We start from the raw sequence: 16522 nt of genomic DNA, 5'->3' as shown, positions 1-16522 counted from the left end.
TTAATAATGAGGATCAAAATGATTACGTAGCCCATCACCTAACCAGTTGAAACCAATCGAGACTATTAGAATAACAAGTCCTGGAATGGTAGCTGCATGATAGCTACCTTGCAAGATTACAGCCATACCATCTGAAGTCATCTTACCCCAATCCGATTGTGGAGCTTGAATTCCTAACCCCATAAAACTTAGACCAGCTGAGAAGATTATCATTTTCCCAACAAGAGAAGTAGCATATACGATCAAAGAAGTGACAACGTTAGGGAGTAATTCTGTAAAAATCAACTCGAATTTGGATGCTCCTAATACTTTTGCCGCTTCTATATATTCTTTGCCTGACTCAGCAATAACAGCGGTATATACAATTCGAGTCATATTCGGAATGAGTGCGATCGTTAATGTAATAATGACGGATCTTATACCAACCTCTAATAGTGTTGTAATCGTTAATGCCAATAAAATCGTTGGGAATGCAAACAATATGTCCATAAATCTCATAATAATCTCGCCAATTTTACCTTTCATAAACCCAGCTATCAATCCTATGGTGCCACTAAGTAATGCAGCAATAACAATAGGTATAATCGCTGTCATAAGCGACATTCTGCCACCATACATTAATCGACTCCATATATCTCGCCCCTGTTGGTCTAGTCCAAGCCAATGACCTGATGTGCCAGGCAATGCAAGGCGTAAACTATTGTCGCCAACGTTGGGTGCGTATGGAGCAAGTATTGTTGCAAATATTGAGACATATATTGCAAGAACAACAATAATGCTACCTGCAAGCACGGTACGATCATCAATCCATACTCTTTTCCACTTGGGCGAAACTGTTCGCTTATTAATGATTGGTGTAGAAGTAGGTACTATAACAGAATCATTGATTCGTATTAGACGCTTTGGCATCTCAAAACTCCTTCCTTACTATAAACATGCTACTGTCTCAGCCTAGGATTAAGATAAGTTACAAGCATATCTGTTATTAAATTAACGAGTACATACATAACCGCTACAAGTACAACACCGGCTTGAATAAATGGTATATCATGTCCCATAATTGCGTTATACAGTAATGTTCCTATACCAGGCCATGAAAAAACTGTTTCTACAAACAACACTCCACCGAGTAGGTATCCCACTTCAAGCCCAGTAATATTAATAACAGGAGAAAGTATGCTTCGTAATAAATGCTTGCCATAGATACTTTTTTTCGATAGACCATGTGAACGTAAAGTTTGCATATAATCAGCATTCATAATTTCAATTACGCTTGCTCTCACTAGTCTAGCTACGATAGCAACCGATGAAGCAGCAATGGCGATTGACGGTAGTATCAAATGCTTCAAAAGCACTGGAAAAGTTTCTTCTCCTCGCATATTGTACATTCCTGACGAGGGCAACCAGCCTAGTTGTATAGAGAATATGGAGACTAATATGATACCAAGCCAAAAGCTAGGCAGATTAGAGCCGATCATTGTAATAAGCATAATTAAGCGATCAATCCAACTATTACGCTTAATTCCGGCTATTACGCCGATCAATATCCCAAATACACAAGTTAAGATAAGCCCACCTGATGCTAAAATAATTGTGTTCGTAAATTTATCTAGTAGCACCTCGTATACCGATACTTTTGTAATATATGAGTTACCAAAATTCCCTTGTATTAGCTCACCTACCCAGTGAACGTATTGAACAAGAAAGGGGCGGTCAAGCCCCATTTCTTGACTTAGTTTAGCAATGGCTTCAGGTGTTGCATCACTTCCGAGTATCATAATAACAGGATTACCTGGACTGAAGTGAACAGCAAGGAATACGGTTAACGTGACGAATATGAGTACCGGAATGACCGCAGCGACTCGTTTCAACGTATAAATTGCCATAACCATTCTCCTTTCTAATTAAGCTTCATCGCTATTCTTCTAGCCAAACTGTTTCAAGATCGTACCAATTTTGTGAAGGTAGTACAAAACCTTTCACTTTGCTGCTAACTGCTACTAATGTACGATTACTGAATAGTGGAACAATAGCGGCATCTTCATCAATTACATCTCGTGCTTGCTTCCAATATTCTAATGATTGATCGTAGTCAACTTCGTTCATCGCTAAGTCTACTGCTTTATCAAAGTTAGCACTTGCATAATTACCATAACGACCTGTACTAGATGAGTAACCTACAATGTACAACCAATAAGGCGTAACAAAGCCCCAATCCATTGTATTAATGCCTACATCAGGTGACATAAAGCGCAATGAACCGAATGTATTGTAATCGTAAGTTTCAATTTTCACTTTAACCCCAACTTTTTCCAAATCACGCTGAATCCATTCAACATAAGATTCCGTTCCAAGATAGGTTTGTAGCGTTAACTCCAACCCATCTGGATAACCCGCTTCTGTTAATAACTGCTTTGCCTTTTCTACATCATATTGGAATGGTTTATATTGTGGATCATAAATTTCACTACCTGCGTTAACAGCGCTGTAGGCAGGAATTGCGTAACCATTCAACAAATCTTTCGCTAAACTTTCACGATCAATGGCTAATGTTATAGCTTGACGAACTTTAACATCTTGCAAATATTCATTGGCCGTATTTAATGTTAGATAGTAAACAATAGGCAGATCAGCTTGTGGAACAAGGAAACCTTCTGCTTCTAATTGAGCTAAACTATCAACTGGTGGATTTTGAATAATATCAACTTCACCGGTACGAAGAGCTGCCACTCGCGCATTGTTGTCAGAGATAGGTCGGAAAATTATTTTTTTGTTATAAGGTTGTTCTCCCCAATATCCTTCATTACGTGTTAGCACGATTTTTTCACCAATAACACGTTCTTCTAACTGGTAAGGTCCTGTGCCTGAAGGATGCTCACCATATCCATCATTACCGTAAGTTTTAATTGCTTCTGGACTAGCAATTAATCCTGAACCACCACTACCTTGCGCAAGTAAACGAAGCAACGCTGGGTAAGGATTATTAAAGGTTAAACTCACTGTATTCGTGTCTATCGACTTCACTTCTTTCAAATCATGATATGTTCTGCTCATCATAATCGAGCTCGCCTCATCAAAATACTCGAACGATTTATCCCAAGCGCGGCGCACATTGAATTCTACTGCTTCCGCATTGAAATCTGCTCCATCTTGAAACTTAACTCCTTGACGAAGATGGAACGTATACGTTCTACCATCTTCTGAAATATCCCAAGATTCTGCTAGACCTGGAATGATAGGAGCTGTCGGAGATTCTTCGCTAGATTTCGTTAAATCTTCTTTCACTAGTGATTCATGAACATTTTTATTAACAAGATAAGTCTCCCATCCACCTTCACGCGATGGATCAAGCGTACTAATATCTGTTGATAAAGCGACGATTATTGTGCCGTCTTTAATTGGCTCGTTGCTATTAGTTGTAGTGTCATTGGGTGAGCTAGTTTCCTTATTAGTTGAATTATTACTAACTCCACTTTGTCCAGTATTACTACCGCATCCGGTTAATACCATCGATAATACTAGGACTAGTGCTATAATCATCGAAAATGTGGAACCTTTCTTACTTGCTAACTCTAATGATTTCATTACAATCCCTCCAAATGTTTTCTCTATTTTTCTCACACTCTATGTTGTTTTGCCGTTGATGACTTTCTTATTACAAGATGGATTTAGTACTTGCTTCCTTCCTTGATCAAGTTCCATACTGGATCAGTAAAATGACTATGCTTCGCTTCCAAATATTGATTCGCATGTCCTCTTATCGGATCACCTGCATAAAATCTTTCATATAACTCATGTCTAGAACCGAATGGACTTCCTATTAAATCCCACGCTAACTTAAGAAGTTGAACTTTCTTCTCCGCGCTAACTGTTGCCCCTTCGAAATAGAGATGCATCTGCTTAGAGATCGGTCCATAGAAATCTTCCATACCAGAAGGTGCTTGCACAAAGCCTCCTCCTCCTATTTGCTGGATAATTTCTATTGCACGAGGATATAGCTTCGTTCCAATATTGCGCGCCGTATGAATATAAGATAGTTGCGGGATATAGATACCATTACTATCTGGCTTCGCATTACCTTCAGCGGCAAATACTAATGCTTTGATTGTATCTACCTGTGTCAGTAACTCACCTAACTTCTCTTGAATATGTAAGAAGGAATTAACACCAATAGATTCCGCTATTGCCATCCCTACACCTGTTACAAATTCTAGCTTCGCTATTTGCCTGACTGCCGTTTGATGATAAGCTAGTGCATTGGCCGTTTCATTCTCACGAAGCTTTAATACCGCGTCAGTATTGCCATAGAGTAGAACTCGCTCCCATGGAATTAATACATCGTCGAAAAATAGAACGGCGTCCATTTCCTCATATTGCGAACTTAGCAAATGTTCCTTGGCACGATCGTCTGCGAACGATTCACGGCATACAATATGCAACCCTGCTGAATTAGCTGGAACAATTAATACATGAGCGTGCTTGGCATGATCACTCTTAAGTTTTAACAACGAGAAAATAATAAAATCATGCGTATAAGGTGCACCAGTAGCGATCATCTTTGCTCCACGAACGACAATACCCTCGCTAGTCTCACGAACAACATGTAAGAAGCGCTCTGCTATTTTGTCATCATCAAGTCCACTTGCTCTATTAATTTGTGGATCTAAAATCGCAGTCGTTAAAAAGCGATCATTATCTCTAGCGTCCTCATAATAAGTGGTTATTTTAGCACTGAAATGTGGATCTAACGTACTAAGTTGATCCCTTGCCCCATACCATCCAGTAATCATCGATCTTGCATAATCCGATAGACGACTCATCATGCCATTTGTAGCTGAAGACCAATAATGAAAAGCTTCGCTTCTAGACGTTAACTCTTCTTTGGAGTAGGGAACTAGAAATGCGCGATGCGCATATGTCCCATCTTCCTTACGGAATCCCACTTTATCTTGTTCCCCTGGCGTATCCAGCATATTGAATAATCTACTAATCGTTTGTAATGTACCTTCGAAAGCTGGATGCTCACCTAGACGATCAATTTTCTTACCTTGAAGCCACACATTTCTACCATCTTCAATACTTTGAACAAACCTTTCTCCTCTAGTACACATAGGCAGCAACCCCTCCCCCTAACTATATAAAGTAGACGGATACGTATTGGTTAGCACCCAATCTCCAACACTTCGTAACTTGTATTCCACAGGATCATGAAGCGTATGGGTTCGAACATTTCTCCAATAACGATCAAATCCTTGACTTCTAGTAGCTGATCGAGCGCCCATCACCTCGAAGATACGACTTGTTACTTCAAGTGCAACATTGCCTGCATGAACGTTAGCTGCTCCAACAATAACAGCCGCTTCTCCTCTTTCTTCAATCGTTAACTCAAACCCTCGATGCCACGCTCGATCAAGCACTTGCATTGCTCGATCAGTAAAGCTTTCCGCTGCAGCAGCTTGAATCCAAAGTTCTCCGTACTGACGTTTGATCCAAGGATCATCGATCGCTTTTTCAACTCCTGAAGCAATGAACGGTCTAGTATGTGCAATGGTATACTGCTTTGCATCTTCAATTGCACCTAACGCACTTCCGACATATACATTGGTTAGCACACTTTTGGACAAAATCGGCGTCAACGTTGCAAATGCTTTACCTGCTTGCTCCTTACTTTCTAATAGTTCATCCGCAGTAATATAGACATCATCGAATTGAACCGTTCCACTACCTGTTTGACGTTGACCAATTCCATCCCAGTCATCATGCACGGTAACGCCTAATTTATTGGTTGCAATTGCTGCATGAACTAATGCATCATCACTTTCATCACGCCATGCTACAACTAAACGGTCTGAACCAGGAGAGCCAGATGAAAAATGCTTTACACCATGAATTCGATAACCCTCTCCCTCCCTTCTTCCAGTAAGTCTACGGTCAGAGTGATTAACTGAATTACCCCAGAACCAATTGTTTTCAGCGGTACCTCTTTCCAAAAACTCAACCTGTTCTGGTGTACCTATCCATCTAGCAACGAGAATATTAATACAATGGAACCCGTACAGATGGGCAAGTGACGCATCACTTTTGGCTAATTCCCTAACGACATGTAATGCTGATGACCACGGTTGTTCATACCCACCGTATTTTGTTGAGATCAACAATTTTAGCAGTCCGCTTTCACGTAATAAATTCACTTGTTCATATGCAGCACCACCTCGTTGATCTCGCTCGATTGCATCTATTGCATATTGCTGAGCCAATTGCTTAGCTTTTTCAATATAAATACAAGATTGATCTGCCTCTGCTATAGATAATGTTGTCATGTATTCCCCTCCAAACCAATGTATACATTTCCTATTGAATTACTAGGTATTTATGCTATGATTATAGCAATTTCATATTTCTATACAACCATCAATAGTTTTAGAAATGAGGTATAAACAACAGTTCAAACCATGATGATGATTTACTTTACAATGTTAGACAGATAATAAAATCCGTCGTTTCAGGATTATGCAACAAAATACCAATAAGACAACTTAAGCTATTTTGTCGTATAAGCAACAACTCGATATATACTGTCGGTTGGTTTTACAACCCAAATTACTGTTGAGAGGTGTTACTATGCCAGACAAGAAGCATAATGATCGCAGAGTATTACGTACAAAAATGATAATTAGTGAGGCATTACTTGATGTACTACACTATAAGGAATTAGAACAGATTACAGTTAGCGATATTACTGAGCAGGCTAATATCAATCGTTCTACCTTTTACTTGCATTATCAAGATAAAGATAAACTTGTAGAGGTTATGATGAAAGAAAAGCTAACTCAATTAAACGAACTTATTGCGCCTACAATACCAGTTGTGGCGCTGAAAGATATACAAATAGACGAAGATGAACCTGACTTATTTACACTTGCAATATTTCAAAATTTATCGCAAAATGAACGTTTTTATCGCATCATGTTTCAGAAAAATAGTAAGCAAATTAATGAGCAACTCTACATAACGATTAGAGAATCGCTCTACCTGCGAATTGCTGCGCTTAAAATGGAGCAAAAACTGTTTGTTCCACTTGATATCTCGTTAGACTTCATGACATCTGCAACCATTGGTATCATTCACAAATGGTTTGCTGATAAAATGGTCTATTCTCCAAGGTATATGTCCATTCAATTAACTAGAATTGCAAATCTCGGCACTAATAAAGTCATGGGTATTACTTAAGATCGAAAAAGGCATGATATAAGCTGAATTAGCTTATATCATGCCTTTTTCGGTTATTAAAAACTATAATTGTTATTGCTATATTGGGCTATCCACCATACTTAATCATGAATGACTTCAGTCCCTGCAATTAAATCATGTAAGGAGCGCTTATCTTCTCGCATACAGACCATACAAATGCTTACGATGATACCAATTCCAAAAGTGAATGCATAGACTAGCCCACTTACAACATCACGCAATAACATATTCAAAAATGTTGGAGGCATCTGATCATTGACGTTTCTAATTCTGATGTTACATAAACGCTTTCCTACGGTATAACCACTCCAAAATATAGGTAAAAGCATTGAATAGAGCACATTCACAGTGTTTTTAAATAGATCTTCAGCATGCTCCCCGATAAAGATTGAAGCAAGTAGACTTATTGGAATTCCGATAATAATACCATCTAACAATTTAGCACCAAGTCGTATCCAAAACCCTGCTTCTCTTTCCATCTTCAACCACTCCCTATACTAGTTTAGAGAAAAATAATTTCATTATTATTCAAAAAAAACTAACTAGTATATTATTACGGATCCAGCCTCTTTATTCCTTATTTTATCTAATGTAGTGATGATAAAGGGATCAACTATTATTCTCTCTGCTTCCACTAATAGCTGTCTTCCAAAACCAAGTTTTCTATATTTATCTTGTTTTTAATTATTGTTATTACGTACTTTGTAAGATTTGTTGAAGTGCATTATCAATAGTACGATATTTAAATACATATCCAGCTTTCTCTATGCGGTCTGGAATAACCCACCGGCTCTTCAAAATTAACTCAGTTTCTGTTTTTATGACTACTGCACCAAATTCAAGCATCCACTTTGGAGATGGCAATCCGAATTTTACATTCATCGTTTTCCGTAACGTATCCATCAATTCACGATTGGTTACTGGATGAGGTGCAGAACAATTAATTACTCCGCTAATCTGTGCGTTGTCTCTAATGAAGATCGTCATATCGAATAAATCTTCAATATGAATCCAGCTAAATTTCTGATTGCCAGATCCTTGCGCACCACCAAGACCAAATCTAACTAAGTTTTTGAAGGCAGTCATAACACCGCCATGTTCACCAAGTACAATTGCAAGTCTCAAGGCGACTCTTCTAGTGGCAGATAAGTCGAATGAAAAGAAAGTCTTTTCCCATTCTGTCGCTACGTCAACGGAAAACCCTGAACCAATTTCTCCTGTCTCTTCAGTCATTGGTCGGTCTTCAGCATGTCGATAAATAGTCGCTGTACTTGAATTAATCCATAATATAGGAGGATTTTCACATTCTAGTACTGCCTTACCAAGTATACGTGTTGTGTCTACTCTTGACATTAGAATTTCACGCTTGTTCTGCTCATTGTAACGGCAGTCTACTGACTTCCCCGCTAGATTGATTAGCATTTCCGAATCATTAATTGCTTCTATTATATCTGCTTCATTATCCCAAGAAATATGACCTTTTTGTCTTGAGATAATTTTCACCTCATAACCCATATTTCGAAATTTTTCATTGAAGTATATCCCGACAAAACCAGTCCCACCCGCTAAAACGACTTTCTTCTTCATAGAATCAACTCATTTCTCTTTGAGATTAGGTTGTTATAACATATATCCTAGCATAATAAAACCAAAATTTACCTGTTAATTCCAACAAAAAAAAGAACAAACACCTTACTAATTCTGTGCTTGCTCTGCATGCTATTAGATAATCATGCTAAATATAACATTAGTTTCTCGATAATGGTAAAATAAGTTAACGTAACTATATCTTTTATGAATTGATATTTAAACGTATAAGGAGGAGACAGAAAGAGTAATGGTTAAATTAAAATGGTTGCTCATTTCAGTAGTTCTGCTTGTTTTTTCTTTCTTACTTATCCAAACATATGAAAAAGAAATATTCGGTTCAGATCAATTATCTTCTAAAAATAATAATAATAACAACATAGAAGTCCGAAGAGATAAATATAATTCACGAAATTTTATGTGGTCTGGAATCTTTCCTTTGTACGGTGGTTTCATCTCTGAAATTAATGAGAGAAATGTTCTAGATATATTGGACTTTTCGCTTTCGGCAGATCAGATTGATCTATTATTACATCATGCTAACAGTAACTTTTATCAGTTATATACCGAATATTTAAATCAGGATTACGCATCTAATCAAATTAATTCTAAAGATGATAAGGCTATTAACCTTACTGCCTATTACAGAGCTACACTAAATATTAATAACAATAAGATGAAGGATATTATTGATAAAGAGTACAGTTTGAAAGTACATAATCGATATGAGTTTATTACATCTATCCATAATGTGAAATTATCAAATTACTCAGATGCTAGAAGGAGTCCACACTCCCTAATCCAAATAAACTATAAAAAGCATTGATTCAGAACAACCTAAATCAATGCTTTTCTATTGTACTAGTTGTAAATATTAATCTCTCGGATCGACCACCAACTTGAAGAAGTGCCAGTCTGAACTATTTTAATGTAACGAGCATGTTGAGTTGCGAAGTTAATCGGAATTACTGGTCCGGTTCCTGATCCAACAGCAATAGTGCTACCCCAATTCGTTCCGTCATTCGATACGAATACCTCGTAACCACGGGCATAATCATCATTACTTCCTGTAGAATCCATGACAATTTTGTTAAATTCTTTAACAGCCAACATGTCTAATGTAATGGATTGCCCAGGTGTCATAGCGGCTCCAGTACTCCAACGCGAGGACATACTGCCATCTAATAAATTAGCTGGCACATCGCCACTTATTGGAGAGGATGATGCAACCCATCCCGTCCTGTCAAGTGCATTTCCTGTTCCCCCACCAGAGGTAGTTGCGTTTACTGTACTGCTCGCAGCAGATATGTTGCCTGCTGCATCTTTGGCTTTAATAAAGTAGTTATATGTGGTTGCTGGAGTTAGACCTGTGTCAATGTAAGTGGTTGAAGTGGATGAACCAACGATAGCACCATTGCGATAAATATCATAACTTGATACAGCATCATTATCGCTCGAAGCATTCCAGCTCAAGTTAATTTGGCTATTTGAAGCAACTGTTACCATCAGATTCGCAGGGACACTTGGTGCTACTGTATCAACTGGAACCATGCTACCGAATACATTGAATTCTCGAATAGACCACCAGTTAGTTACGGTACCGGTCTGTACTACTTTAATATAACGTGAGGTCTGAGATGAAAAATCAACTGTAATTATTGGGCCTGTGCCAGAACCACTAGATATAGCAGTTCCCCAGTTTGTACCATCATTTGAAACGTATACTTCGTAACCTCGTGCGTAGTCCAGATCACTACCAGTAGAATCCATGACGATCTTACTTATGTTTTTCGCTGATTTCATATCTACTACGATGGATTGCCCAGGTGTCATAGCAGCTCCAGTACTCCAGCGCGAGGACATATTTCCATCCAATAGATTTGCTGCTACATCCCCACTTGCAGGATTGGAAGATGCTGTCCAGCCAGTTCGGTCTAGCGCTATAGCCACTCCCCCTGCTAATGTGACGGCAGTAACAATGTTACTTGAAGCTGAGAGGTTGCCCGCCGCATCCTTAGCTTTAATAGAGTAGCTATATAACGTTGATTCAAGTAATCCTGTATCCGTATATGAAGTCTGAGTTGACGATCCGACAAATGAACCATTGCGATAAATATCATATCCGATGACACCAACATTATCTGTAGATGCCGTCCAATTTAAATTAATTTGGCTATTTGACGAAGCTATCGCCGATAGATTCGTTGGCACACTTGGTGCAACCGCATCTGCAGTTCCATTGCCTACAAATTCAGTTACCGTTTGTCGCATTGCTCCAGCAGGCGAATTGGCATATACTTTTTCGCCGATCTTGTTAATGATATGTGTTATTTCACTTCCAGCTGTTCCAGACAACCATATTGTGGTCGCATGATGAATTTTCACACCTGGTACATTCGGTACCTCTATCGCACTTTCTAGCTTAACAGGTGCATCTCTAAAGAAAGAATATATGCCTAGACCCCATGCTTCATGATCTGTAACGGTGTTTGCTACTTTATATGAAGCGTATCCGTCGACAGTTCCATTCTGACTCATCCAAGCTTCTTGACTTGGAACATCATAAGGAATTTCGGACTGATAGAAATAAAGTCGCCCTCCATTCCCATTCCAAATCGTCTGATATTCATTGTGATGCTCGTTAAACAATCCGTACAAAGTAACGTTATTGCCGTTGACAACAAGACCATTCTTAGAGACGTTACTATCCCATCCCGCTCCAGCACCATGATCGGCCCGCCATATCCAAAAATGATCGCCAATAACATTATTGCTGTTAATCTTTAATGCTACATCATTTTTACCGTTAGTAGCCCCTCCGGTTCTGAACGTAAGATCATGAAGAGAGACAGGATTCGTTACATGTGTATTGGAGCTTCCATTAGGTCCTACTTCCAGTAATGTAGATGAGTTAACAGGACCAGCATCAAAGACAATTCCTGCAATTTCCACACCATCAATATCGGCAACTGACATTGCAATTTGTCCATTGTCTGGTATTAAAGTAGGTAATCCGATTCCCAGTACTACTGTATTAGGATTCGTTATTCTAATCGTGTCATTCAGATGGTAATTGCCTGGTGTAAATAATAGGTTCTTTCCTTGACTAAGCGCCATGTTAATACTTGCTGCAGTAGATGTATCTTCACGAGCAATATAGAACTGATCAATAGAAATAGATTTTCCTGGTGTGGACCCGTTTGCCCAGCTGATACCTTGTGTATTCGTTTGCAATGATGGAACAAACACCTGGTATTGACCAGCATTATCTATATAGAGATAAGGTTTTTCTCGTATGACAGGTGTCTTCTCAACAACTGTATACGGAGGATCAGGAAATTGCCCGGTAGGCGGATTACTATCACCTACGAAGACCATATTCCAAACCCCATTTGTCCAATTGTTGTATTGACTGTTTCTCGAAAACCATTGTTGTTGTGAGGCTGGAACAATCGGACCATCGACGATCGAATCAGCTAAGTATCCACCACTTGCCCAACCTGCGTTCCAGTTAGAGTCAAAATCAAATAGATCTAACTCACCCTTAACATGCAATCGTCTTAATGGTGCTGCTTGTGATACAGCGATTTGTGTTTTTCCGCTCAAGGGATTAATGGTTAGATTTTCAATCGCACGCCAAAAATTGCGCGTCGCATTACCGTTATCCCAGTCTGCATTGACGTTCAAACCGCCTGATATCGTGACATCTCCTGGATTTTTCCCAAGACCTGCTACATGTGTATAGAAGCCTACATTAAAATCTACATTATAACTACCAGGCTTGAAGAGAAATGCATAACGATCGCTTCCAAATTCATTAGATTCCTGGTTGCTGAAGACTGAATTTGTAATGCTTTGAATTTCCGAAGAGGACATCGTCGGTTCGAAAACATATACATTTGGCCCAAATATAGACGAATTTGCTGAAGTTACAGGAACAGCGGCTGTTGAAATACTAGGATGTATGTAGCATAAACTAATTAGGATAGCGAACATTGAGATTGTGGAGATCATTCTTTTCAAGTTTTTCAATTATTTTCCCTCCTATAATTGGATTAACTAAAGTTGATTAACTCCTTCTTGCTCTCCTACGAGATAATTAGTAAGCGTTTACATCTTTATTAATCAACCTCCCTCACCACAACTAATTTTCATAGATAAACAACTCTTAGACTAAGAAAGAAATCTTTTACAGCGTTAGCTTTACAAGCTTACAAATCAATTATAGATATTAGATTCAACAATAATAATATGGCAAATTTTAGAAATACTGCATTGTTTTTCAGAAAGTCGACGTTATTAAGATAAAATCAAACATCCTTAGAGGCAGTTTCAATCAACCTTTAGTACACTCTCAAAAGGCTACATTTTTATAACAAATAAAGACGTCTAAAACCTGTATACAGACAGGTTTCAGACGTCTTTATTTAGCAACGAACTAAATGTTAATTATAATAATTGGCTTAAAGTCTTAGCTTGAATATCAAGCCTGCCAGCAGATTCACCGATTCCTACAAACTCATCGACAGCTTGTTGTATTAGCTGCTGACTATTATCAATAGTCCCCTGGGATTCTTTTGTGCCTCTACTAACCTTGTAGACCTGTTCAGAAATCCCTTTCACCGTAGCTCGTATCTCGTTAGCACCTTCTTCAACTTGATTCGCCAACTTTCGAACCTCGGTAGCTACTACTTCAAAACCTCGACCATGTTCCCCCGCATGCGCAGCCTCTATCGCGGCATTCAAGGCAAGTAGTTTCGTTTGGGAAGCAAACCCACGGATTGTCTGGACAGCACCTTGTATCACAGTAGTCTGTTCCTCTAAGTCATGAAGCAAGTTTAAGTTGCTCTCATTGCCATTAATCACTTGTTCTATTGCCTCGGCGACTTGTTGTGTACGGTTTATACCATCTTCAGTACGTTGGAGTAAATTTTCAGCCATTTGCTGTAATTCAGCAGTTAGTTTAGAAGCCGCAGTTTCCCTCGCCGTAATATCAGTTGCTACTTTAAGGACAGCTACGATTTGTCCATCCTCATTACAAACTGGCATGTACGTAGCTTCAAAATAGAGTATCGTTCCATCTTTAGCTACGCGAGTAATTTTCTCTTGAAATTTCAGCCCACTTCTTAAGTCATCCCATAGCTTTGAATACTCTGGGCTTTGAGCAAAATCCACTGTGCAAAACTGACTATGATGCATACCAGCTATTTCGGAAACTTTGTAACCTAATGCCGAAGCAAAGTGATCATTAGCCCAAAGCACATCTCCTAGTGAATTAAATTCTATCATAGCAAGAGATTGCTCTAATGCAGCCAAAACTGCTTGTCCTTCTAAAACTTGCGTACTTTCATATACTGCCAATTTCTCCATATAACATCGCACTTCCTCAAAATAAATTAATACATTAAAAATTCTAAAAGACTATTGATTAGTATACAGGAAATAGTGTCGTATAAGAAGAATAATTTACATTAAAAGTCAAAAATACACCCCCTAGAATAACATCGGTTTAGCCTCAGGCTTTCTAATGTCTATTCTATGAGGTGCATATTAATTAAGAGAGATATCTCTCTATATTATCGATCTAATAATTAACTCCACAAACCAGCTTTTTCAAGCTTCTTCTTACCTTTAAAGGCTAGGATTACAGCGAAGACATTAACGACCATCATTATTCCAACTGCATAAAGAATTGCTGTATAGCTTTCTGTAATTTGAACAATATATCCATAAGCAGGTAAAGCAACCATGCCTGCAATAGCAAGTCCCATAACAGCAGTCGAATATATCTGACCATATTCTTTATTACCGAATAGTGCAGTTGTAAGAAGCGGTCCTAATGTTCCAATTGATGCAACAACAAATCCAAAAATAGCAATAGCGATATTAAACATTGTTGCATTATCAGCAACAGTTATAAGCATAATAACTGGAACTAGTCCAAGTAGCATTGCAAAGATCGCAGTGTTTTTCGCACCAATTTTATCAGTTAACATACCGAATGCCAATGCACCAATTAAAGTACCAATCTGCCATCCGCCCATTGCAGAACCAGCAAATACAATATCATAACCTATGTTCATTGCAAACGATGATACATATTGACCGAAACTACCGATTGAAGTTACACAGAAGAAGAAAATAAGTAAAGCATAAAAAGAAGATGATTTTAATGCAACTTTGGCAGTGACACCTTTTACTACTACTTCTTTTGGTGTTGTATCTTCAACTTTCACTTCCTCAGCGCCTAAAGCTTGTAAACCTTTTTGCCCAGGAGACTTTCTAATTGTAAGGATTACCGTTGGAATAACGATAACCATTACTAATACTCCCAAGAAGATATACGTATATCTCCAACCTTCGCTATTAATTAAGTTACCTGCCATTGGTTGAAGGATAGCTCCAAATAATCCACCGGAAGCGACCATAATACCTACAGCAAGACCATTATGTTTTTTGAACCAGTTGTTAATTAATACTGGACCAGCCATTTGCGTAACAAAGATAGAACCGATGGACATTGGAATACAGAACAAGTACCAACCCCATACTGAATTCATAAACCCAAACATTGCAAAGGAACCTGCTTGCAATATTATTGCTACCACTAACAATTTTCTAATATCATACTTAGCAATCATTTTACCAGCGATTGGCAAGAATATCATTGTGACGATCGACGAAATACTAAAGTACAACGTCAAGTTCCCCATACCGATACCTAGATCTTCTGTGACCGGAGTTAAGAACAATCCACCGGCCGTCATAATACCGCCCTTAGCCAAACCGACCATCAAAGCTAGTCCTAATAATACCCACCATGCATAGTGAATCTTTTTCTTCTGCTGATTCATGTAGTATCCCTCTTTTTCGTTTCTATTAAAGTTGTCTAGTTAGTAAGTTAATCGATTAGCGTAATTTAATAGAACCACCATCAACCATAATTGTTTGACCTGTAATATAATCAGAGTCTTCGCTTGCTAAAAATACTGCTACACGACCGATATCATCTTCAAGTTCACCAAGTCTTCTCATAGGGATCTTACTTAGCATTCCTTGATAGTACTCTGGATTTTTCTCAGCCCATTCGATCAAACCAGGTGATTTTGCAATTGGAGCAATGATGTTTACATTAATACCAAATGGACCGAATTCATTAGCTGCTACTCGAGTAGCAGCACGAATTGCTTCTTTTGCTGCTGCATAAGAAACTTGATTCACGTCACCGTTAATTCCAGCACCTGATGCAAAGTTAATAATTTTACCTTGTGTTTCTTTTAAGTAAGGTAGTGCTGCTTGCATAAAGTAGAATGTTGGATAGAATCCAGTATTGAATGAAAGATCAAAGTCAGCTTGAGTTGTATCTTCAATTGAATTCATTCGTGAAGCATGTGCGTTATTTACCAAAATATCAAGTCTACCGTATTTATCAGCAACTTGTTTTACGATCCCAGCTAATTTATTATGTTCAGCAAGATTTGCTTGAATAAACATAGATTCTGGAGCGAACTCTTGCAATTCTTTGATTGTTTGGTTACCTAGCTCTTCATTAAGGTCAACCACAACAACCGTTGCACCTTCTTTAACAAATGCAGTTGCCATTCCTTTACCAATACCACCAGCTGCTCCAGAAATTAAAGCGATTTTACCTTCTAGTTTTTTCATGATGTGAGTTCTCCTTTAG

13 protein-coding genes are annotated in these 16522 nt (G+C 38.4%); 2 read left to right on the top strand and 11 right to left on the bottom strand.

Annotation, left to right across the window (positions count from 1 at the left end; genetic code table 11):
- The 5 genes from NV377_RS13190 to NV377_RS13170 form a co-directional block, all read right to left on the bottom strand.
- The gene (locus NV377_RS13190) at nt 1-909 is read right to left on the bottom strand and encodes an ABC transporter permease (protein ID WP_258199390.1); all 909 of its coding nucleotides are present in this window, start codon (nt 907-909) and stop codon (nt 1-3) included.
- A 29-nt stretch (nt 910-938) separates the two neighbouring features.
- Nucleotides 939-1886, bottom strand: a complete 948-nt coding sequence (locus NV377_RS13185; RefSeq protein ID WP_258199389.1) for an ABC transporter permease — start codon at nt 1884-1886, stop codon at nt 939-941.
- Nucleotides 1887-1917: 31 nt separating this feature from the next.
- Nucleotides 1918-3585: an ABC transporter substrate-binding protein gene (locus NV377_RS13180; RefSeq protein ID WP_258199388.1), complete on the bottom strand. Its 1668-nt coding sequence runs from the start codon at nt 3583-3585 to the stop codon at nt 1918-1920.
- 83 nt (nt 3586-3668) lie between these two features.
- Complete coding sequence (locus tag NV377_RS13175) at nt 3669-5111, bottom strand: 4-hydroxyphenylacetate 3-hydroxylase family protein (RefSeq protein ID WP_258199387.1); 1443 nt, start codon at nt 5109-5111, stop codon at nt 3669-3671.
- Between the two features lie 18 nt (nt 5112-5129).
- Nucleotides 5130-6320, bottom strand: a complete 1191-nt coding sequence (locus NV377_RS13170) for an acyl-CoA dehydrogenase family protein (RefSeq protein ID WP_258199386.1) — start codon at nt 6318-6320, stop codon at nt 5130-5132.
- 301 nt (nt 6321-6621) lie between these two features.
- On the opposite strand from NV377_RS13170, the gene NV377_RS13165 reads away from it, so the two are divergent.
- Nucleotides 6622-7230, top strand: a complete 609-nt coding sequence (locus NV377_RS13165; protein WP_258199385.1) for a TetR/AcrR family transcriptional regulator — start codon at nt 6622-6624, stop codon at nt 7228-7230.
- Between the two features lie 101 nt (nt 7231-7331).
- On the opposite strand, the gene NV377_RS13160 is transcribed toward NV377_RS13165, so the two are convergent.
- Together NV377_RS13160 and NV377_RS13155 are read right to left on the bottom strand one after the other, a co-directional pair.
- The gene (locus NV377_RS13160; RefSeq protein WP_258199384.1) at nt 7332-7730 is read right to left on the bottom strand and encodes an RDD family protein; all 399 of its coding nucleotides are present in this window, start codon (nt 7728-7730) and stop codon (nt 7332-7334) included.
- Nucleotides 7731-7944: 214 nt separating this feature from the next.
- On the bottom strand, nt 7945-8838 hold the full coding sequence (locus NV377_RS13155; protein ID WP_258199383.1) for a TIGR01777 family oxidoreductase: 894 nt from the start codon (nt 8836-8838) through the stop codon (nt 7945-7947).
- A gap of 250 nt (nt 8839-9088) precedes the next feature.
- Here NV377_RS13155 and NV377_RS13150 point away from each other — a divergent pair, with 250 nt between their 5' ends.
- Complete coding sequence (locus NV377_RS13150; RefSeq protein ID WP_258199382.1) at nt 9089-9664, top strand: hypothetical protein; 576 nt, start codon at nt 9089-9091, stop codon at nt 9662-9664.
- Nucleotides 9665-9699: 35 nt separating this feature from the next.
- Here the strand turns inward: NV377_RS13150 and NV377_RS13145 are convergent, their stop codons facing one another.
- From NV377_RS13145 to NV377_RS13130, 4 genes are all read right to left on the bottom strand, one after another.
- Nucleotides 9700-12870 (bottom strand): pectate lyase-like domain-containing protein, encoded by a 3171-nt coding sequence (locus tag NV377_RS13145; RefSeq protein ID WP_258199381.1) that lies wholly within the window; start codon nt 12868-12870, stop codon nt 9700-9702.
- Between the two features lie 417 nt (nt 12871-13287).
- The gene (locus NV377_RS13140; RefSeq protein WP_258199380.1) at nt 13288-14208 is read right to left on the bottom strand and encodes a methyl-accepting chemotaxis protein; all 921 of its coding nucleotides are present in this window, start codon (nt 14206-14208) and stop codon (nt 13288-13290) included.
- Nucleotides 14209-14429: 221 nt separating this feature from the next.
- The gene (locus NV377_RS13135; protein ID WP_258199379.1) at nt 14430-15692 is read right to left on the bottom strand and encodes an MFS transporter; all 1263 of its coding nucleotides are present in this window, start codon (nt 15690-15692) and stop codon (nt 14430-14432) included.
- 55 nt (nt 15693-15747) lie between these two features.
- Nucleotides 15748-16503 (bottom strand): SDR family NAD(P)-dependent oxidoreductase, encoded by a 756-nt coding sequence (locus NV377_RS13130; RefSeq protein WP_258199378.1) that lies wholly within the window; start codon nt 16501-16503, stop codon nt 15748-15750.
- Between the last annotated feature and the right edge of the window lie 19 nt (nt 16504-16522).

Source organism: Paenibacillus endoradicis, from assembly GCF_024721975.1.
This window is presented reverse-complemented; position numbering and strand designations above follow the sequence as displayed.